The organism is Nonomuraea sp. NPDC049309 (assembly GCF_043196965.1).
Taxonomy (GTDB): domain Bacteria; phylum Actinomycetota; class Actinomycetes; order Streptosporangiales; family Streptosporangiaceae; genus Nonomuraea; species Nonomuraea fastidiosa.
The window spans coordinates 504,761-525,046 of sequence record NZ_JBICSH010000005.1 but is presented as its reverse complement, the minus strand read 5'-3'; the positions used below and the strand labels follow the sequence as shown (position 1 = coordinate 525,046).

Annotated in this window: 15 protein-coding genes and 1 pseudogene; 14 read left to right on the top strand and 2 right to left on the bottom strand. The window is 70.6% G+C overall.

Annotation, left to right across the window (positions count from 1 at the left end; all coding sequences use genetic code 11):
* Positions 1-113 precede the first annotated feature (113 nt).
* Positions 114-1,205, bottom strand: coding sequence for a GNAT family N-acetyltransferase (locus ACGFIM_RS30775; RefSeq protein ID WP_393207242.1), 1,092 nt, complete (start codon positions 1,203-1,205; stop codon positions 114-116).
* Between the two features lie 55 nt (positions 1,206-1,260).
* Between ACGFIM_RS30775 and ACGFIM_RS30770 the strand changes: the two genes are divergently transcribed.
* The 9 genes and pseudogenes from ACGFIM_RS30770 to ACGFIM_RS30730 all read left to right on the top strand — a co-directional run bounded on the left by ACGFIM_RS30770 (position 1,261) and on the right by ACGFIM_RS30730 (position 12,344).
* The gene (locus ACGFIM_RS30770) at positions 1,261-2,112 is read left to right on the top strand and encodes a tRNA (adenine-N1)-methyltransferase (RefSeq protein WP_393207239.1); all 852 of its coding nucleotides are present in this window, start codon (positions 1,261-1,263) and stop codon (positions 2,110-2,112) included.
* A gap of 204 nt (positions 2,113-2,316) precedes the next feature.
* A complete protein-coding gene (arc, locus tag ACGFIM_RS30765) occupies positions 2,317-4,080 on the top strand; it encodes a proteasome ATPase (RefSeq protein ID WP_393207237.1) in 1,764 nt (587 codons plus the stop codon).
* 176 nt (positions 4,081-4,256) lie between these two features.
* Positions 4,257-6,515 carry a carbamoyltransferase HypF gene (hypF, locus tag ACGFIM_RS30760; protein ID WP_393207234.1) on the top strand — a complete coding sequence of 753 codons (2,259 nt, stop codon included), beginning with the start codon at positions 4,257-4,259 and terminating at the stop codon, positions 6,513-6,515.
* 10 nt (positions 6,516-6,525) lie between these two features.
* Positions 6,526-7,554, top strand: coding sequence for a pyridoxal-phosphate dependent enzyme (locus ACGFIM_RS30755; RefSeq protein WP_393207231.1), 1,029 nt, complete (start codon positions 6,526-6,528; stop codon positions 7,552-7,554).
* Between the two features lie 66 nt (positions 7,555-7,620).
* Complete coding sequence (locus ACGFIM_RS30750; RefSeq protein WP_393207228.1) at positions 7,621-8,700, top strand: acyltransferase family protein; 1,080 nt, start codon at positions 7,621-7,623, stop codon at positions 8,698-8,700.
* An 86-nt stretch (positions 8,701-8,786) separates the two neighbouring features.
* A complete protein-coding gene (dop, locus tag ACGFIM_RS30745; protein WP_393207225.1) occupies positions 8,787-10,301 on the top strand; it encodes a depupylase/deamidase Dop in 1,515 nt (504 codons plus the stop codon).
* A gap of 800 nt (positions 10,302-11,101) precedes the next feature.
* Positions 11,102-11,311 carry a ubiquitin-like protein Pup gene (locus tag ACGFIM_RS30740; RefSeq protein ID WP_393207222.1) on the top strand — a complete coding sequence of 70 codons (210 nt, stop codon included), beginning with the start codon at positions 11,102-11,104 and terminating at the stop codon, positions 11,309-11,311.
* Between the two features lie 113 nt (positions 11,312-11,424).
* Positions 11,425-11,784, top strand: a pseudogene (locus ACGFIM_RS30735) (hypothetical protein); the annotation flags it as partial.
* 56 nt (positions 11,785-11,840) lie between these two features.
* On the top strand, positions 11,841-12,344 hold the full coding sequence (locus tag ACGFIM_RS30730; protein WP_393207219.1) for an endonuclease VII domain-containing protein: 504 nt from the start codon (positions 11,841-11,843) through the stop codon (positions 12,342-12,344).
* Positions 12,345-12,354: 10 nt separating this feature from the next.
* Here ACGFIM_RS30730 and ACGFIM_RS30725 read toward each other — a convergent pair whose 3' ends face one another.
* On the bottom strand, positions 12,355-13,491 hold the full coding sequence (locus ACGFIM_RS30725) for a DNA polymerase IV (RefSeq protein WP_393207216.1): 1,137 nt from the start codon (positions 13,489-13,491) through the stop codon (positions 12,355-12,357).
* 203 nt (positions 13,492-13,694) lie between these two features.
* On the opposite strand from ACGFIM_RS30725, the gene prcB reads away from it, so the two are divergent.
* The 5 genes from prcB to ACGFIM_RS30700 all read left to right on the top strand — a co-directional run bounded on the left by prcB (position 13,695) and on the right by ACGFIM_RS30700 (position 20,084).
* Positions 13,695-14,543: a proteasome subunit beta gene (prcB, locus tag ACGFIM_RS30720; RefSeq protein WP_393207213.1), complete on the top strand. Its 849-nt coding sequence runs from the start codon at positions 13,695-13,697 to the stop codon at positions 14,541-14,543.
* 21 nt (positions 14,544-14,564) lie between these two features.
* Entirely contained in the window at positions 14,565-15,383 is an 819-nt protein-coding gene (gene prcA / locus ACGFIM_RS30715) for a proteasome subunit alpha (protein WP_393207784.1), read from the top strand.
* A gap of 1,052 nt (positions 15,384-16,435) precedes the next feature.
* Positions 16,436-16,909 (top strand): hypothetical protein, encoded by a 474-nt coding sequence (locus ACGFIM_RS30710; RefSeq protein ID WP_393207781.1) that lies wholly within the window; start codon positions 16,436-16,438, stop codon positions 16,907-16,909.
* Positions 16,910-17,491: 582 nt separating this feature from the next.
* Positions 17,492-18,850, top strand: a complete 1,359-nt coding sequence (gene pafA, locus ACGFIM_RS30705) for a Pup--protein ligase (protein WP_393207210.1) — start codon at positions 17,492-17,494, stop codon at positions 18,848-18,850.
* 301 nt (positions 18,851-19,151) lie between these two features.
* Positions 19,152-20,084 (top strand): FKBP-type peptidyl-prolyl cis-trans isomerase, encoded by a 933-nt coding sequence (locus ACGFIM_RS30700; protein ID WP_393207207.1) that lies wholly within the window; start codon positions 19,152-19,154, stop codon positions 20,082-20,084.
* Positions 20,085-20,286 lie beyond the last annotated feature (202 nt).

Sequence of the window (20,286 nt, the reverse complement as noted above, 5' to 3'; positions counted from 1 at the left end):
CAACCGCACCAGACGTCCCCAAAACGGAAAGGCCCTCGGGATGCCGAGGCCCCGCCGCTTTCCCTCCCGGCCGGATCCGATGCCACGCGCCCGAGGCCGGCGGGCCGGGCGCCTCAGGAGGGGCGCAGGACCGCCCAGTGGACGTCGTCGCCCCGCGTGCCGTCAGGGCGCGGCAGCAGCTGCCTGTGCAGCCCCTCCCGCTGGAAACCGGCACGTTCCAGCACCGCCTGCGAGGCCAGGTTGCCGGAGTCGGTCCCGGCCACGATCCGGTGCAGCGGCGTGGCGGCGAACGCCCAGTCCACCAGCAGCCGTACGGCCCGCGTCATGAACCCGCGCCCCCGGAAGCCCGGCAGCAGCGAGTAGCCGATCATCGCCTGTCCCAGAGGAGGCGCGATCTCCATGAGCTGCAGATGCCCCGCGAAGCCGCCGGAGGCGGCGTCCCTGATCGCCAGCTCGATGCGCTGCCCCGACACCCACCAGTAGCCGGTGTAGCGGCAGCGCCGCTCGTTCTCCTCCAGCGACCGGATCGGGCCCACCGAGTACGCGGCCACGCTCGGCTCGGCCAGCATCCGGTGGAAGTCGGCCGCGTCCTCGACGACGAGCGGCGCGAGCCGCACCACGCCGTCGTTCAGCTCGCCACCGGGGAAGAACGGCAGGTACGGCTCCGTGCGCGCGCCCTCCTCGCCCCTGAGCCTGGCGAACGTCACCAGGTCGGCCCAGCGGCCGTCGCGCAGCCGCATGGCGTCGCGCCGCCGCCCCTCCTCGACGAACCCGGCACGGTAGGCCGCGAGCAGCGCCGCGACGTTCTCCACCTCGGCCTGCAGCTCGACCCTGCGCACCCCGCGGTCGAACAGCCAGTCGGTCACCGCCCGCGCCGCCGTCGCCGCCACGCCCGCGCCGCGCGCCCACGGCGCCACCAGAAAGCCCAGCTCGGCCGTCTCCCAGCGGTCGGGCGGGCTCACCCAGACGGCGCCCGCGTACCGGCCGTCGCGCGTGATCGCGAAGGCGGCGCCGCCGTCCTCCCAGCGCACCGCCGCCCGCTTGACCTCCTCGCGGGCGTCGTCCAGCGAGTACGGCCGCGGCAGCCCCGGCAGGAACCGCCCGGTGACCGCATCGCCGCAGGCCTCGGCGATCGCGGGCGCGTCCGACTCCACGGGGGGACGCAGGATCAGCGGGCCGGCGGAGATCACATCGCGAGGGAGCATCCCCCATAGATATCGCGCGTCTCGACGCCCCCGAAAGCCCTATAACCTTGCCGCCATGGGTTTCCGCAGGCATGGGCCTTTCCAGGTGGGGGATCAGGTGCAGCTCACCGACCCCAAGAACAAGCGCCACACGATCACGCTCAAAGAGGACGGCGTCTTCCACACGCACAAGGGCGCCATCCCGCACAGCGACCTGATCGGACAGCCGGAAGGCTCCGTGGTGCGTTCCTCCGGCGGCACCCAATACCTCGCCTTCCGCCACCTGCTGCAGGACTACACGCTCGCCATGCCGCGCGGCGCGGCCGTCATCTACCCCAAGGACGCCTCGATGATCGTCGGCATGGCAGACATCTTCCCGGGCGCCAGGGTCATCGAGGCCGGCGTCGGCTCGGGCGCGCTGACGTGCTTCCTGCTGCGCGCGGTCGGCCCCGAGGGCCACGTCACCTCCTACGAGCGGCGCGAGGACTTCGCCGACGTGGCGCGCAAGAACGTCGAGAAGTTCTTCGGCGGCCCCATGGAGGACAACTGGCGCCTGGTCGTGGGCGACCTGGTGGACTCCATCGACGAGGCCGACGTCGACCGCGTCATCCTCGACATGCTCGCCCCGTGGGAGTGCGTCGACGCCGCCGCCAAGGCGCTCACGCCGGGCGGCGTGATCTGCTGCTACGTCGCCACGACCACGCAGATGTCCAAAATCGTCGAGGCCATTCGCGATCACGGGTGTTTCACCGAGCCGCATGCGTGGGAGACCCTGGTTCGCGACTGGCACGTCGAAGGACTCGCCGTACGACCCGATCACCGCATGATCGGACACACCGGGTTCCTCGTCACCGCCCGCCGCATGGCCGACGGTGTGACCCCGCCGCCGCGCCGCCGCCGACCGAAGGGGACGACCGAGGAACTATGACAATTTGGCCACGAGGGTGCGCCGGTGCGTGACACGGGAACAGATCGCCGTGTTCCTATGCTGGGAGTATTAAACGCCCTATTGGGGATTATTCACCGAATACTGATTGTCACTCTACGAACACTGCCCGGCCAGGTTACGGAGGGCCCCGAGATAGGTAAGGTCCTAAGTAGTCGCCCTCGACTGGGAAGGAGGTGACGGGGCGTGGCAGCTCGCGATGATGCTGAGGCTCGAGCCGCGCAGCGCGAACGGGAGGTCGCTGATCTTTCAACACAGGTCTCCTTCCTCCAAGAGGAGATCGCCGCGCTGAGGCGGAAGCTGGCCGAGTCACCCCGTCAGGCCAGGGTCCTCGAAGAACGTCTCCATGAGGCACAGGCGAATCTCGCGGCCGTGACAGGCCAGAACGAGCGCCTGGTGGCCACACTCAAGGAGGCCCGGGACCAGATCGTCGCTCTCAAGGAGGAGGTCGACCGGCTGGCGCAGCCGCCATCCGGCTTCGGCACCTTCCTCGAGGCCCGAGATGACGGCACGATCGAGGTGTTCACCGGGGGCCGCAAGCTCCGGGTGAACGTCAGCCCGTCCGTCGACATCAGCCAGCTGCGGCGTGGCCAGGAGGTCATGCTCAACGAGGCGCTCAACGTGGTCGAAGCACTCGGCTACGAAGAGGTCGGCGAGATCGTGATGCTCAAAGAACTGCTCGACGAGGGCAAGCGGGCCCTGGTCATCTCGCACGCCGACGAAGAGCGCGTCGTGCGGCTGGCCGACTCGCTCATCGGCCAGCCCATCAGGGCCGGCGACTCGCTCCTGCTGGAGCCTCGCTCGGGTTACGTCTACGAGCGCATACCCAAGTCCGAAGTCGAAGAGCTCGTGCTCGAAGAGGTTCCCGACATCTCCTATGAGGAGATCGGCGGCCTCGGCCGGCAGATCGAGCAGATCAGGGACGCCATCGAGCTGCCCTACCTGCACTCCGAGCTGTTCCGCGAGCACAAGCTCCGTCCCCCGAAGGGCGTGCTGCTGTACGGCCCGCCCGGATGCGGCAAGACGCTCATCGCCAAGGCCGTCGCCAACTCCCTGGCCAAGCAGGTCGCGGAGAAGACCGGCCAGTCCGGCAAGAGCTTCTTCCTCAACATCAAGGGCCCGGAGCTGCTCAACAAGTACGTCGGCGAGACCGAGCGGCACATCCGCCTGGTCTTCCAGCGCGCACGTGAGAAGGCCTCAGAGGGCACCCCGGTGATCGTGTTCTTCGACGAGATGGACTCGATCTTCCGCACCCGAGGCTCCGGCGTGTCGTCCGACGTCGAGAACACCATCGTTCCCCAGTTGCTGTCGGAGATCGACGGCGTCGAGGGCCTGGAGAACGTCATCGTCATCGGCGCGTCCAACCGCGAGGACATGATCGACCCGGCGATCCTGCGGCCCGGCCGCCTGGACGTCAAGATCAAGATCGAGCGGCCGGACGCCGAGGCGGCCAAGGACATCTTCTCGAAGTACCTCGTTCCCGACCTGCCGCTGCACCCCGACGACCTGGCCGAGCACGGCGGTTCCCGCGAGGCCACCATCCAGGGGATGATCCAGAGCGTCGTCGAGCGCATGTACGCCGAGAGCGAGGAGAACCGCTTCCTCGAGGTGACCTACGCCAACGGCGACAAGGAAGTCCTCTACTTCAAGGACTTCAACTCCGGCGCGATGATCCAGAACATCGTCGACCGGGGCAAGAAGATGGCCATCAAGCAGTACCTCGAGACCGGCCAGAAGGGCCTGCGCGTGCAGCACCTGCTCACGGCCTGCGTGGACGAATTCTCCGAGAACGAGGACCTGCCCAACACCACCAACCCCGACGACTGGGCCCGCATCTCCGGCAAGAAGGGCGAGCGGATCGTCTACATCCGCACGCTGGTCTCCGGCAAGCAGGGCACCGAAGCCGGCCGGTCCATCGACACCGTCGCCAACACCGGCCAGTACCTGTAAGAAGTCTCCAGACGGCAGGGCCGCGCGGACAACCACCGCGCGGCCCTGCCGCGTCCCCGCCCGTCGTTCCCGCGTCTTCCCGTACGTCCATAAACGGCCCGAAGCGTCCACCGCGCGGCGCGCCGAGGACGCCCGATACGCAGGCACGGCACCCCCGGCGGGCGCACACTGGCCGTGTGACCACGCTCAAACGCGTAGACGTGCACGTCGAAGGCGTCGTCCAAGGAGTGGGCTTCCGCCCCTTCGTGTGCTCGCTGGCCGGCCGCCTCGGCCTGTCCGGCCGGGTCCGCAACGACGTGAACGGCGTGCACATCGAGATCGAGGGCGCCCGCACCGGCGTCGAGGAGTTCCTCACCGCGCTCGAACGCGACGCGCCCGCCCTGTCCGAGATCGAACGGGTCACCGTCGTCAGCGGCGAACCCGCAGGGCACCGCGGCTTCACCATCGCCGCCGCCGACCCCGGAGCCGTCCGCGCCGCCGCCGCGCTCGCCGACCTCGCCCCCTGCGACGACTGCCTGCGCGAGCTGGCCGACCCGGCAAGCCGCCGCCACCGCTACCCCTTCACCGGCTGCGCGAACTGCGGCCCCCGGCTCGGCATCACCCGCACCGGCCCCCGCAGGCGGCCGCACACCACCATGGCCCCCTTCGCCATGTGCGCCGACTGCGCCCGCGAGCACGACGACCCAGAAAGCCGCCGCTTCGGCGACCCCGCCATCTGCTGCCCCGCCTGCGGCCCCGCGCTCAAGCTGCGCGACGCCCGCGGCACCGAGCTGTGCGGCGACCCCGTCACCTGCGCCGCCGCCCTGCTGCGCACCGGCCGCGTCATCGCCGTCAAAGGCCCCGGCGGCTACCACCTCGCCTGCGCCGCCGCCCACGAGCAAGCCGTCGCCGCCCTGCGCGGCCGCAAGCACCGCGCCGAGCAGCCGTTCACCGTCATGGCCGCCGACCTCGCCCAGGCCCGCCGCTGCTGCGAGATCGACGACACCGCCGCGGCCCTGCTCACCGGCCCCGCCAGGCCCGTCGTGCTGCTGCCCCGCCGGCCCGGCGCGCCCGTCGCGCCCTCCGTCGCGCCCGGCCACCGCATCCTCGGCATCGCGCTCCCCGCCACGCCGCTGCACCACCTCCTGCTCGCCGACCTCGGCGCGCCCATCGCCCTCACCGGCGGCGACGTCGCGGGGGAGCCCATCGCGTACGAGGACGCCGACGCCCTCACCCGCCTGTCCGGCATCGCCGACGCCTTCCTCACCCACGACCGCGCCGTCCGCACCCGCGCCGACGACACCGTCCTGCGTCCGCTCGCCGGCGAGATCACCGTGCTGCGCCGCGGCCGCGGCCACGCCCCCGATCCCATCGCGCTGCGCCGCCCCGCACCCCGCGCCGTCCTCGCCTGCGGCGCCACCACCGACAGCACCTTCTGCCTGCTCGACGGCCGCCGCGCCCACCTGTCCCAGCACCTCGGCCGCCTCGACGACCCCGACACCCTGCGCGCCTTCGCGAACGCCGTCGGCCACTACAGCGACCTGCTCGGCATCCGGCCCGAGATCGTCGCCCACGACGCGCACCCCGGCCACCTCGCCACCCGCCACGCGCTCCAGCTCACCGCCGCGGCCCACGTCGCCGTCCAGCACCACCACGCCCACGTCGCCGCCTGCCTGGCCGACAACGGCGACCTCGGCCCCGTCATCGGCGTCGTGCTCGACGGGCTCGGCCACGGCCCCGACGGCACCATCTGGGGCGGCGAGTTCCTGCGCGCCGACCTCACCGGCTACCGGCGCCTGGCCCACCTCGCCCAGGTGCCCATGCCCGGCGGGCCCGCCGCCGCCCGCCGCCCCCTGCGCATGGCCGCCGCCTACCTGCGCGACCACCCCTGCGACCCCGGCCTGCGCGACCGGCTCGCCGGAGCGCTCCAGCAGGCCGGCACCGGTCGCGAGACGCCGCTCACCTCCAGCGCGGGCCACCTGTTCGACGCGCTCGCCGCGCTGCTCGGCCTGCGCGACACCATCACCTACGAAGGACAGTCCGCCGCCGAGCTCGAACAGCACGCCGACCCCGCCGAGACCGCCGCCTACCCCGCGGCGCTTACCACGGGTGACGGCCCGCTCGTCGTCGAGACCGCCGACCTCGTCCGCGCCGCCGCCGCCGACCTCGCCGCCGGCACCGCCACCCCCGCCATTGCCGCCCGCTTCCACAACGGGCTCGCCGCCGCCGTCACCCGCACCTGCGTCGCGCTCCGGCAGGCCACCGGCCTCACCGCCGTCGCGCTCACCGGCGCGCTCTTCCAGAACGCGCTGCTCCTCGACCGCACCCTCCAGCGGCTGCGCGCCGCCGGGTTCCGCGTGCTGCGGCACGTCCGCGTACCGCCGGGAGACGGCGGGCTCAGCCTCGGCCAGGCCGCCGTCGCCGCCGCCCGGGACCATCCGGCCGCCCCCGCCTAGCATGGCGATCATGGAATTCGCCGACCCCGCCCGCGCCCCGTACACCGCGCGGGACCGCGCGCTCATCGGGGCCGGGCACGCCCGGCGGGCCCGCGCCCGCATCGCCCGCCACCCCCGCTACCGGCCCACACCCCTGCACACCGTCCCCGGCCTCGCCGGCACCCTCGCCGCCTGTATCAAGGACGAGAGCGCACGCATGGGGCTCGGCAGCTTCAAAGCGCTCGGCGGCGCGTACGCGGTGCACCTGCTCGCCGAGCGCGAACCCGGCGGCGCCCCGTTCGTCTGCGCCAGCGCCGGCAACCACGGCATCTCCGTCGCCTCCGGCGCCGCCGAGGCCGGCGTCCCCTGCGTCGTCCACCTGAGCGAGAGCGTGCCCGAGGCGTTCGCCGACCGGCTGCGCGGCCTCGGCGCCGAGGTGCGCCGCAGCGGCCGCGACTACGAGGACAGCATGGCCGCCGCGCGCCGGGACGCCGAGCGGCACGGCCTGCGGCTGGTGTCCGACAGCTCGTGGCCCGGCTACACCGAGATCCCCTTGGAGGTCATGCGCGGCTACAGCGTCCTGTTCGACGAGGCGGCCGAGGCCGGCGGGCCGTACACGCACGTGTTCGTCCAGGCGGGCGTGGGCGGGCTGGCCGCCGCCGCGGCCGGATACGTCCGCGACCGATGGGGCGAGCACCCCAAGATCGTCATCGTCGAGCCCGAGGGCGCGGCCTGCCTGCTCGAAAGCGCCCGTGCCGGCGAACCCGTCCGGCTGCCTCCCGGCCGCACCGCGCTCGGACGGCTCGACTGCCGCGAACCCTCGCTCATCGCCCACCGCCTCCTGCGCACCCTCGCCGACCTCTACGTGACCGTCACCGACGAGCAGGCCGAACAGGCCGCGCACCTGCTCGCCGGACACGGCGTCCACCTGTCCGGCTGCGGCGCCGCGGGAGCCGCCGGGCTGCTCGGCCTCAGCCCCTCGGCCCGCGCCGCCCTCGGCCTCGACGGCACCTCACGCGTGTTGCTGGTGGGAACAGAGGGACCAGTGGAACCAGAGTGATCAGTGTGACGTCCAAGTGGCGTGCACGCACCCAACCGGTCACGACACGCACGGGGGAACGGCCGGTTGGCCGAACTCGACCTGCTGCGCTTCCTCGCCGCCCTGGCCGTCGTCGCCTTCCACTACCTCGTCGCCTACGCGAGCGTCTGGGGAGACCGCCCCGCCGGGCTGTTCCCCGCGCTCGCCCCCTTCGCCGGCTTAGGCATCCTCGGCGTCGAACTGTTCTTCGTCATCAGCGGATTCGTCATCCTCATGAGCGTCTGGGGACGCGGGCTCGGCGCGTTCGCCCGCTCCCGGCTCGTGCGGCTCTACCCCGCGTACTGGCTCAGCCTCGCCGCCATCGCCGCCTTATACGCCCTCACCGGCGCCAAGCCGCTCAACCCAAAACTTTCCCCATGCGAGTACCTGGTGAACGCCACCATGTTCCAGCGCCTGTTCAAGATCACAGATGCCAGCGGCGTCTACTGGTCGCTCTGGGCCGAGCTGCGCTTCTACCTCCTCATCGCCATCCTCGTCATCGCCGGCGTCACCTACGCCCGCGTCTTGATCTTCGCCGGCCTCTGGCTGGCCGCCACCGTCGCCGCCAGGCTCGCCGAGAACCCCGTGCTCGACGAGATCGTCATGCCGAAGTACGCCCCCTACTTCATCGCAGGCATGGCCCTCTACCTCATCCACAAGCACGGCAGCGCCTGGCTCCCGTGGCTCTACGTCCTCGCCGGATACGGCCTGTCGCTGCCTGCCGCGCTCGACCGCGTGCACAGCAGGATCGACCTCGCCGGGTTCAAGAACATGCCCGTCACCGACCCGAGCGTCATCGTCACCATCACCCTCATCTACCTCGCGATGGCCCTCGTCGCGCTCGGTCTCATCCGGCTGCGGCCCTCCAGGACCCTCACCGCGCTGGGCGGCACGACATACCCGCTTTACCTCTTCCATAGCGTCATCGCGGTGGCCCTCATCCCCGTGCTCACCGCGAATCTGCCGCCCTGGGCCGTCGCCACCGTGACGACCCTCGCCGCCGTCGTGCTGTCGTATCTCGTCTATTCCTTTGCCGAACGCCCCATCCAGCGGCTACTCAAGCCCCGCAGAACCCCACGAACCCCAGCAACTCCCGCCGTACAGGCGGAAAAGGCGTCGGTGCCATAACTCTGTGACCCTGGGGCACTGTGAAGGGCATAGGCTCGGGCATATAAACGGCGGATAGACAGACCCGGACGAACAGAGGGTGTTGCATGACGGTGCGTCGGGTGATGGGCATCGAGACCGAGTACGGCATCTCCGTACCCGGCCAGCCAGGCGCCAACGCGATGGTGACCTCCTCACAGGTCGTGAACGCCTACCTGGCCGCCTCGGCGGCCCGCGCGCGCAGGGCACGATGGGACTTCGAGGAGGAGAACCCGCTGCGCGACGCGCGCGGCTTCGACCTGGCCAGGGAGGTGGCCGACCCCACCCAGCTCACCGACGAGGACCTCGGGCTGGCCAACGTCATCCTCACCAACGGCGCCAGGCTCTACGTCGACCACGCCCACCCCGAATACAGCTCGCCCGAATGCACCAACCCCCGGGCGGCCGTCATCTGGGACAAGGCGGGGGAGAGGGTCATGTACGACGCCGCCACCCGCGCGTCCGCCATCCCCTCCAACGCGCCCATCCAGCTCTACAAGAACAACACCGACGCCAAAGGCGCCTCCTACGGCTGCCACGAGAACTACCTCATGCGGCGCGCCACCCCCTTCGCCGACATCGTCCGCCACCTCACCCCCTTCTTCGTCTCCCGCCAGGTCGTCACCGGCGCCGGCAAGGTCGGCATCGGCCAGGACTCCCGCGGCGAAGGCTTCCAGATCAGCCAGCGCGCCGACTTCTTCGAAGTCGAAGTCGGCCTGGAGACCACGCTCAAGCGCCCCATCATCAACACCCGCGACGAACCGCACGCCGACCCCGAGAAGTACCGGCGGCTCCACGTCATCATCGGCGACGCCAACATGTCCGAGATCAGCACCTACCTGAAACTCGGCACCACCGCCCTCGTCCTCGCCATGATCGAAGAGGGCTTCCTCACCCGCGACCTCGCCGTCGAAAACCCCGTCCAGGCACTCCGCGCCGTCTCGCACGACCCCACCTGCCGCTACGAGATCCCCATGCGCGACGGCCGCAAGCTCACCGCCGTCCAGCTCCAGATGGAATACCTCGAGCAGGCACGCAAATTCGTCGAAGAGCGCGGCACCGCCCAGGACGAGATGAACAAGGACGTCCTCGACCGCTGGGAATCCGTGCTCACCCGCCTCGCCGAAGACCCCATGCAGCTCTCCCGCGAGCTCGACTGGGTCGCCAAACTCGAACTCCTCGAGGGCTACCGCAGCCGCGACGGCCTTCCCTGGTCGCACCCCAGGCTCCAGCTCGTCGACCTGCAGTACAGCGACATCCGCCCCGACCGCGGCCTCTACAACCGCCTCGTCGCCCGCGGACGCATGCAGCGCCTCGTCACCGAGGAAGAGGTCCAGCGCGCCGTCGAACACCCGCCCACCGACACCCGCGCCTACTTCCGCGGCCGCTGCCTCAGTCAGTACAGCGAATCCGTGGCCGCCGCCTCCTGGGACTCCGTCATCTTCGACATCCCCGGCCGCGAATCGCTTCAGCGCGTACCCACCCTCGAACCGCTGCGCGGCACCAAGGCCCACGTCGGCGAACTCTTCGACCGCTGCCGCACCGCCGCCGACCTCGTCTCCGCACTGACCGGGGGCGAGTGACGCCACCCTGGGCCGATCGCGGTCGAGGCCTGTCGCACGGGACGGCTCCTGACCTCCTGCGGTGTTCCTTGCTTTCGGGGCGGCCATGGCCGTTACGCGCCCAGCGGCACGCACTCCCCGGCCGGCCGCATCCGGCCGAGCCTTGCGCACGGGGCGGCCTGCAGGGCCTCGGCCGTAGCGCGCTCACCGGGTCGTCCACAGCGGTAGCGCGCTCACAGCCGTGGTGCTCCCCTTGACCATGCCGGCCCTCCACGGGCCGGCCCTCATCGACCCCCGCGCCCGGCGCGCTTGCGGGAGGGCTCGTCTTCACGGTGCGGCTCATCGGCGTCCCGAGCCGGCGTGCGAGCGCGGTTCTCGCCCCGTGTCCGGCCTGTTCCCTCCTACGCACGCACCCAAGGTGCACCTCGCGCTCTTCCTCATCGCGTCCGGCTCGGTCGGTTCTTTCGGCGCGCTGTCCGAGACCGCGCCGGAAGGGAGGCTTCTTCGCCGCCTGGACCCGTGTTCGCGCCCTGCCTGTTCAGCCGTGTGTGGCGCTGCCTGCCGCTCCCTGCGAGGAGCCCGGGCGGGCCGGCCGTGCGGCTCCTCCGATGCGCTGCGCGAGCGGCGGGACTGTGACGAGGAGCACATCGGCCGCAATCAGCAACATATCGGACATCTGTCATACCCTGCGGACAGGGGGATCCTGAGCCGGGCGGCCAGGCCTGCCGATCATGAAAACAAGATCGCAAGGTGATCGGCGCGAAATGTCGGCCGGTTCGGGGAAGATATCCCTAGAGGCAGTCCCCCACTGGAGGTAGGACATGGCAACCAAGGACACCGGTGGTCAGAAGCATGCCGGGCGGCGCGAGACCGAGGTCGAGGAGACCGAGGCGGCCGTGTCGCCGGACGTCCAGGAGCGCCAGGAGAAGCTCACGGACGATGTCGACTCCATTCTGGACGAAATAGACGAAGTTCTCGAAGAGAACGCAGAGGAATTCGTGCGCAGCTACGTCCAAAAGGGCGGACAGTAGGGCAAAACGGACAGCCAAAAGGGACGCGTCAGGTGGAAGCGCCGGACGGATTCAAGCGGTGCCCCGGCTGTCAGGAGGCCGAAGAGCTCTCCGGGTTCGGGGCCAACAAGCGCATGCCCGACGGGCGGGCACGCTACTGCAAGGTCTGTTTCCGGCGTCGCTCCACCGCCGGCCACCGCAAGCGCAGGGCAGAGCAGGGCAAGACCGTGCGCGAGCGGGTCGAGGTCCTTGAAGGCTGCAGATACTGCCTTCGCTGCTCGACCATCAAGGCGAAGGCAGAGTTCGGCCGTCATCGTTCCGCGCGAGACGGCCTCACGAGCTACTGCAGGTCGTGCCACAAGCAGGTGACGCTGGACAACCGGATCAAGAACCACGGGAGCGATCGCAACGACAAGCCGAAGCTCCGCTACGGGATCACCGAGGACGACTTCGAGCGCATGCTCGCCCGCCAGGGCGGGCGCTGCGCCATCCGCCGGGTCGTTCCCGGGACGTTCGCCGACCACTGTCACGCGACCGGCCGGGTCCGGGCGTGCTCTGCTTCAACTGCGACAACGGGCTGGGGCATTTCGCCGACGACCTGGTGTTGCTGGAGCCGGCCGCGCTCTACCTGGAAGGTGAGGTGCTGTGGCCGGAGTTCGTGGTCCTTCCTGAGGAGCGTGGCGATTCGCCGGTGGCGCGGACGCGGGCGTACCACTTGTCGCGGCGCTATCGGGTGCGGCATGAGGACGTCGAGCGGATGATCTCGGAGCAGCACGGGTTGTGCGTGGTGTGCTGGGATCGGCCGCCGGAGCATGTGGATCGTTGCCATCGGTCCGGTGCGGTGCGGCATGTGCTGTGCCTGCCGTGCAACACAGGGATCGGGCGGTTCCGTGATGATCCGGAGGTGGTGCGCCGTGCGCTCTCCCATGTGGAGGCGGCGGCGGAGTATGGGTTCGATGAGGTGGTGGTCTCTGATGAAGAGCCGGAGGAGCTGATCAGAGCCGAGGAAAAGGCGCGGTCGGAGTTCTACTCGCGGGTGACGCGGGTGGGGTGAGGGCCGCGGTTCAGGGGCCGGGGGTGGGGCCCGGCTCCGTTTCGGCCTCGCGGGCGGGCATCTCGCGGGCGGGCACCTCGCGGGCGGGCATGGTGTAGTCGACGGCCACGCCGATGAGGCGTATGGGCCGGGTGAGGTCGTGGCGGGCGAGGACGGCGCGGGCCGTGCCGGTGACGACGGCGGCGTCGGTGGTGGGGGCGGGCAGCGTGGTCTGGCGGGTACGCGTCACGAACGGCGCGGAGCGGATCTTCACGGTGACGCGGGTGATCTCGCGGCCGGCGTCGGCGGCGTCGCGGGCGACCTGCTGGGCGAGGGCGGTGACGTGGGCGTCGACGTCGGCCGGGTCGGTGAGGTCGTGGGTGAAGGTGGTCTCGCGGCTGTGGCCGCGGGCGATCCATGGGGTGGTGACGACTTCGGCTTCGCCTTTGCCGAGTGCGAGGTAGCGGTACCAGGGACCGTTGGTGGGGCCGAAGTGGCGGGCCAGGTCGGCGGGGTCGGCGGCGGCGAGCCGGGCGACGGTGTGCAGGCCGTGCGCGGCGAGCTTTCTGGCGGTCTTGGCGCCGATGCCCCAGAGCGCGTCGGTGGGGCGGTCGTTCATGACCTCGGCCCAGTTGTCGCTGGTGAGGCGGTAAATGCCGGCCGGTTTGGCGAAGGCGGAGGCGAGTTTGGCCTGGTGCTTGTTGTCGCCGATGCCGATGGAGCAGTCGAGGCGGGTGCGTTCGCGTACGTCGCGCTGGAGGGTGGCGGCGAGGGCCTCGGGGTCGGCGGTGGTGGCGCCGATGAAGGCTTCGTCCCAGCCCCAGATCTCGAGGCGGACGGGGTGCGCGCGCAGGACGTCCATGACGCGTTGTGAGGCGGCCTCGTAGGCGGGCGGGTCGGTGGGGAGGAAGACGGCGTCGGGGCAGCGTCTGAGCGCGGTGCGCAGGGGCATGCCGGAGTGGACGCCGTGCGCGCGGGCCTCGTAGGTGGCGGTGGCGGCGACGGTGCGCGGCTGGGTGGGGTCGCCGGTGCCGCCGACGACGACGGGTCTGCCGCGGAGCTCGGGGTGGCGCAGGAGCTCGACCGCGGCGATGAACTGGTCGAGGTCGAGGTGCAGGATCCAGTCCCTGGGGCGGGCCCCGGGTGACGGGGTGGACGTGCTGCCCATGCCGCCAGTATGACCCCCGGGCGGGGGAGCGGGGCACGCCGGGGAAGGTGGTGGGAGGGGCGGTTGCTTACGTCTCGGGCGTACAACATCTTTCGGGCGGGCTGGGAAGCGTGGTTCGCCGTGAGCTGATCGTGGGAAGTGCAGACAGCAACCCAACATGAGTAGGGTCGCCCTAGGAACACTGAACGTTTGGAGGGAGTCGCGTGGCATCGCACAGGGATCTGCCCGTCGGCTTGGTGAATCAGCTTTTCCAGAACACCGGGAGTTCCTCGTTCACGGAGTTCGTCAGCTCGTACGCGCCGGAGCTGCTGCCACGTCGCGACGAGATGCTGGCCACCCCGATCGGCGACCAGGTTCCGCACGCGACCACGATCGTGGCCGCCACCTTCGCCGGTGGCGTGGTCATGGCGGGCGACCGGCGGGCCACGTCCGGCAACATCATCTCGCAGCGTGACGTGGAGAAGGTGTTTCGCGCCGACGACTACTCGTGCATGGGCATCGCGGGCACGGCCAGCACGGGTCTTGAGTTCGCCCGCCTCTACCGGGTGGAGCTGGAGCACTACGAGAAGCTCGAGGGCCGCACGATGTCGGTCCAGGGCAAGGCCAACAGGCTCGCCACGATGATCAGGAGCAACCTGGGCATGGCGATGCAGGGCCTGGTGGTGGTGCCGCTGTTCGCCGCCTACGACCCCGACAAGGACCAGGGCCGCATCTTCAGTTACGACGTCGCGGGCGGGCCCTATGAGCGTGACAGGTTCGACGCGATCGGTTCCGGTTCGATCTTCGCGCGCGGTTCGCTGAAGAAGCTCTATCGCGACGGCGCGACGGCCGACGACATGGTGATGACGCTGATCCAGGCGCTCTACGACGCCGCCGACGACGACTCGGCGACCGGCGGGCCCGACGTCGCGAGAAAGATCTGGCCGGTGGTGGCCGTGATCGACGCCGACGGTTTCCGCCGCCTGTCCGACGACGAGGTCAGCGGCTACGTCCAGCAGATGCTCGACGCCCGCATGATCGCGCCCGACGGTCCCATCGCCCCGCTGCGCTAGCAAAGGATCATGACTGTGTCCATGCCATTCGGATATGCGTCCCCCGAGCAGATCATGCGGGACAAGGCCGACTACGCGCGCAAGGGCATCGCGCGGGGCCGTTCCGTGGTCGTGCTCCAATACGTCGACGGCATCCTGTTCGTCGCCCCCAACCCGTCCAGGGCGCTGCACAAGATCAGCGAGATCTACGACCGCATCGGATTCGCGGCCGTGGGCCGCTACAACGAGTTCGAGGAGCTGCGGCTCGGCGGCATCCGGTACGCCGACATCAACGGCTACACCTACGACCGCTCCGATGTCACCGGGCGCGGCCTGGCCAACCTGTACGCCTCCAACCTGGGCCGCATCTTCACCGAGTCGATCAAGTCGCTCGAGGTCGAGGTGGTCGTCGCCGAGGTGGGCGACACCAAGGACGGCGACGCCATCTACCGGCTGACCTTCGACGGGTCGGTCTTCGACGAGCACGGCTTCGCGGCCATGGGCGGGCAGGCGGAGGCGGTCGCCACGCGGCTGAAGGAGCGTTACCGCGAGGACATGACGCTGTCCGAGGCGCTGGAGGTGGCGCTGGCCGCGCTGACCGAGCCGGGCGGGGAGCGTCCGCCGGTGAACCAGCTCGAGGTCGCGGTGCTCGACCGTAACCGTGAGCACCGCAAGTTCCAGCGGCTCACCGGGGCGCGGCTCGAACGGCTGCTCGCGCAGTCCGCCACGCCGCCCGCGGAGTCGTCCGACTCCGGTTCCGGCTCTGGCGGCGAGGGTGCCGCGCCGTCGGATGACAAGCCCGCCACGCCGCCGCCTACGGGCCCCGAGGGTCCGGTGGACGACGGGTCGTCTCCGCTGTAAGCGATCAGGTGTTCCGCTCCGGTGGGGCCGCCGTTCTCCGGCGGCCCCACCGGCGTGTCCGGGCTCACCGCGTCGGGACGGTCCGGTGTCCGGGTCGTGGTGTGTACGGATCGCCGCCGTGTCGGTCACCACGTGTCTGGGGTCGGGGTGCGTTTCGGTCACTGACGGGTCCGGGGCACCGTGTGTCCTTGTTTCTGGAGGTTTGGGCCGCCGTGTGTCCCGGCTGCTGTGTGTCAGGGAGACCGTGTGTCAGGAAGACCGTGTGTCCGGGGTCACCGCGTGTCCGGGGCCACCGTGTGTCAGGAAGACCGCGTGTCCAGGGGGCACCGTGTGTCCGGGCCGGTGGTGTGTGTGGTCCCGCCGGTCTTCGGCGCTCGACCGGGGTGTCTCGGCCCCGGCGTGCCCGGGTGCCTGCGGGCTGTGAGCGGCCCGCTGCGGGGTTCCGGGAGGCCGTCGTGTCCTCGTGGGCCTGATCATCCCTCCCGCGAGGTGAGAGAGGCCTCAGGGGCGTGGACAGGCCCTGTCCGCCGGCAGGGGTCGGTCGGCGGACAGGGTCCGCCTGAGGCGGGCGCAACGGGTCACGGTTTCCGCCCTGGCCGGGGCCGATCGCTCCGAAGGGGGCGCGGCGCGATGGCCGGGAGGGCCTGTTCGTGCAGGGTTCCGGCAGTGGGTGAGGAGGGGCCTGCTCGGAGGAGTCGGGCGATGGCGGAAGGGCCTGCTCGAAGGGTTCAGGTGCTGGGCGGGGAAGGGCCTGTTCGACGGGTTCGGGTGCCGGGCGGGGAGGGACCCGGTCGGAGAGTTGGGCGCTGGGTGGGGAGGGGGCCAGTCGGGGTGGCTCAGGTCTCAGGTGAGGACCGGAAGCGGGCTGGTCTGAGCGGCCCGAGCAGGAAGGGGCAGGCCCCGTCCTGGGCGAGGCGAGCGGCGGGTGGAGGGTGGGGAGTGTGACCTGTTTCACTCTGATACGCCCGAACTCGCCAGGCCGCCCGTGGATCTCAAAAGCCGTGAACACTCCACTACGTAGCCTGGCGGCGTTAGGCGCCGCCGCGGCCGTGATGCTGGCTTCGGGCGCGCCCGCCGAGGCGGCCCCGAAGATTCCGAAGTTCAAGGCGCCGAAGACCTTCGGCACCACCTTCCAGTCCGACCCGAAGCACGATTTCACCAAGGGCATCCACTCCCGCCGCAACGGCATCCTGCGCGGGTGGATCACCTACATCCGGGGCGGCGTCGCCGAGTACGAGCCCATCAAGTGGAAGCCCGCCAAGCGCACCGAGGGCTACTTCGTGGGCCCGCCCGAGGGCAGCGCGATGGCCTACGCCTCGCCCATCGCCAAGGACGTGGTGTACCTGTCGGCCTTCGGCTGCAAGGCCTCGATGAGCGAGCTGACCACCACCCGCAACAGCAGCCTGGGCAACAAGCGGTGCTCCAGATCCACGCTGATCAAGCGGCACGGCAAGTCACCGATCCCGTCGCTCATCACCGTCTATAAGGGCAGGATCGTCAAGGTTCAGGAGATCTTCACTCCCTGACCTGCGCAGTGGCGGAACCCGCGCCCCGTGGGGCGGGCGCGGGGTACGAACGGTACGAGCCCCCGCGCTCCCGCGGAATCGCGGCCGGGACAGGCTCCGGTGGCCGGTGAAAGACGCGTCCGGAATTCGGCGGAAACGGTCTCGTGGCCCGGCCGGGAGACGCCCACCATCCCTGGCGAAGGGTCTCGGGGCCGGGTCGGAAGGCGGCTGAACGTCCGGCCGGCAAGGGTTTCGGGGGCAAGTCGAGAGGCGGCCGAACGCCCGGCCGGCCTCGGGGTCTGGTCGGAGGCGCTGGTTCCGGCGGGGATGGTCTCGGGATGCCGGCGGGAGGCGTTCGGTTCCGGCGGGTACGTATGCGAGGGCCGGTCGGGAGGCGTTCGGTTCCGGCGGGGACGGACGCGGGGGCCGGTCGGGAGGCGTTCGAGGCCCGGTCGGGAGCGGTCTCGGGGGCCCGCCGGAGAGGATTCCGGACTCGGCTTGGGCGGGCTGCGGGGGTCGGGCGGGGGTCATTCGGGACTCGAAGCGGAAAACACGTGGGAAAGATCTCTCCCGCTCGCCGATCCGTGGGCATAGTGTGAGGTGATGGATCGTCGCATCTTCGGGCTGGAGAACGAGTACGGCGTGACCTGCACGTTCAGGGGCCAGCGCAGGCTGTCCCCCGACGAGGTCGCGCGGTACCTGTTCCGGCGGGTCGTGTCCTGGGGCCGATCGAGCAACGTCTTTCTCCGCAACGGCGCGCGTCTGTACCTCGACGTGGGCAGCCATCCTGAATACGCAACACCCGAGTGTGACAACGTCATCGAGCTCGTCACCCACGACAAGGCCGGGGAGCGCATCCTAGAGGGCCTGCTCGTGGACGCCGAGAAGCGGTTGCGCGAAGAGGGCATCGCCGGTGACATCTACTTGTTCAAGAACAACACCGACTCGGCCGGCAACTCGTACGGCTGCCACGAGAACTATCTGGTGGGCAGGCACGGCGAGTTCGGCCGGCTGGCGGATGTGCTGATCCCGTTCCTGGTGACGCGGCAGATCGTGTGCGGCGCGGGCAAGGTGCTGCAGACGCCGCGCGGCGCGGTCTACTGCGTGTCCCAGCGGGCCGAGCACATTTGGGAGGGCGTCTCCAGCGCCACGACCCGTTCGCGGCCGATCATCAACACGCGTGACGAGCCGCACGCGGACGCCGAGCGGTTCCGCCGCCTGCACGTGATCGTGGGCGACTCGAACATGAGCGAGACCACGATGCTGCTCAAGGTGGGGGCCACCGACCTGGTGCTGCGCATGATCGAGTCGGGTACGGTGATGCGCGACCTGTCGCTGGAGAACCCGATCAGGGCCATCCGCGAGGTCTCCCACGACATGACGGGCCGGCGCAGGGTGCGGCTGGCGAACGGGCGCGAGGCGTCGAGCCTGGAGATCCAGCAGGAGTACCTGTCGAAGGCGAAGGACTTCGTCGACCGGCGCGGCGGCGACGCCATCGCGCACCGGGTGCTGGAGCTGTGGGAGCGCACGCTGACCGCGGTCGACACGGGCAACCTCGACCTGGTGGCGCGCGAGATCGACTGGGTGACGAAGTACCAGCTGATCGAGCGGTATCGCCGTAAGTACGACCTGCCGCTGTCGTCGCCCCGGGTGGCCCAGCTCGACCTGGCCTACCACGACGTGCACCGCAAGCGCGGCCTGTACTACCTGCTGCAGAAGCGCGGCTCCGTGGAGCGGGTGGCGTCCGACCTGAAGATCTTCGAGGCCAAGTCGGTGCCGCCGCAGACCACGCGGGCCCGGCTGCGGGGCGAGTTCATCCGCAAGGCGCAGGAGAAGCGGCGCGACTTCACGGTCGACTGGGTGCATCTCAAGCTGAACGACCAGGCGCAGCGGACCGTGCTGTGCAAGGACCCGTTCAGGAGCGTGGACGAGCGGGTCGACAAGCTGATCGCCGGCATGTGAGCGCGGGCGGGGTGCCGGTGCGGCCCGCCTTCCTTCGCGCGGGAGGGAGGGGTCGCACGGCCCCCGTCGCGGGGCCGGACTCTGGGGCCGCGCTGGGCCTCAGGGCGGGCGCCGGGCCGGGCTGAGCACGGGGCGGGTGCTCGGTCAGGGCGGGTGCGGGTTCGGCTGAGCTCGGGGGCGGGTTCTCGGTCAAGGCGGGTGCGGGCCGGGCCGGGGCGGGTTCTGGGGCGTCGTTTACCGCGGCCCTACGTCGAAGTCGGGTAGTGTGACGCGAATCTGACGTCTCTTCCGAGGGAAATCCATGCGCCGCGCTCTGGCCGTACTGGCCGCCGTGCCATTGATCTTGTTTGCCGCCGCCTGCGGCTCCGACGACGGTTCCGGCACGACCGCCTCCTCCGGCGGATCGTCCGGGGTCAAGGTCGAGGGGAACGTCGGGGCCAAGCCCACCGTGACGTTCCCGTCCGGTTCGCCCGCGACCACCTCGTCGTACGAGGTGATCGAGCCGGGGAACGGCGAGGGCGTCCAGGCGGGCGACCGCGTGGTCGTGAACCTGACCGTCTACAACTGGGACGGCAAGGACAACGCGGTCCAGGGGTCGTCGTACGACACGAAGGCGCCGGAGACGATCCCGGTGACCGAGCAGCTGCCGGAGGTGCTGCAGGAGGGCTTCACCAAGGTCAAGAGCGGCGGGCGGCTGCTCGCCGTGCTGGCCAACGACTCGGTGCAGGGCCAGCAGCAGGACGCGCAGGCCGAGCCGACGAAGGTGTTCGTGTTCGACGTGGTCGGCAAGCGGCCGGCGCCGCTGAAGGCGGCCACCGGCGAGGAGACCGGCGAGTCGCTCAAGGGTGTGCAGGTCGAGAACCCGGGCGGTGACCAGGCGCCGAAGCTGACCACGAAGACGAAGGAGAAGGCTCCCAAGGACCTCGTGGTCAAGACGCTGATCAAGGGCACCGGCGAGAAGGTGACCGCGAACCAGACGCTCACCGTGCACTACACGGGCAAGATCTGGGGGACGGACAAGCAGTTCGACTCCAGCTGGGAGCGTGGCGAGCCGGCCGAGTTCCCGCTCGCTCAGGTGATCCAGGGCTGGCAGAAGGGCCTGGCCGGGGTTCCGGTCGGCAGCCGGGTCGTGTTGAGCATCCCGCCGGAGATGGGCTACGGCAGCCAGGAGCAGCAGGGCATCCCGGCCAACAGCACACTGGTGTTCGTCGTGGACGTCCTGGGCGCTTACTGAGCGCTGAGCCGCTGACCGTCCCGGGACGGGCCCGTCAGGTCGGAGGGCCCGGTTCCGGGGCCGGATCGGCGTTCGGCGGGTACGCCCGCGGGCGGCCCGGTAACATCGCGAGGCCCGGTGGCATGGTGCCGCCGGGCCGCTTCGCGTGGGAGGGCCGATGCGCCGCCGTGCCGCCGTCTGGACGCCGCCGTGCACGCCGCGA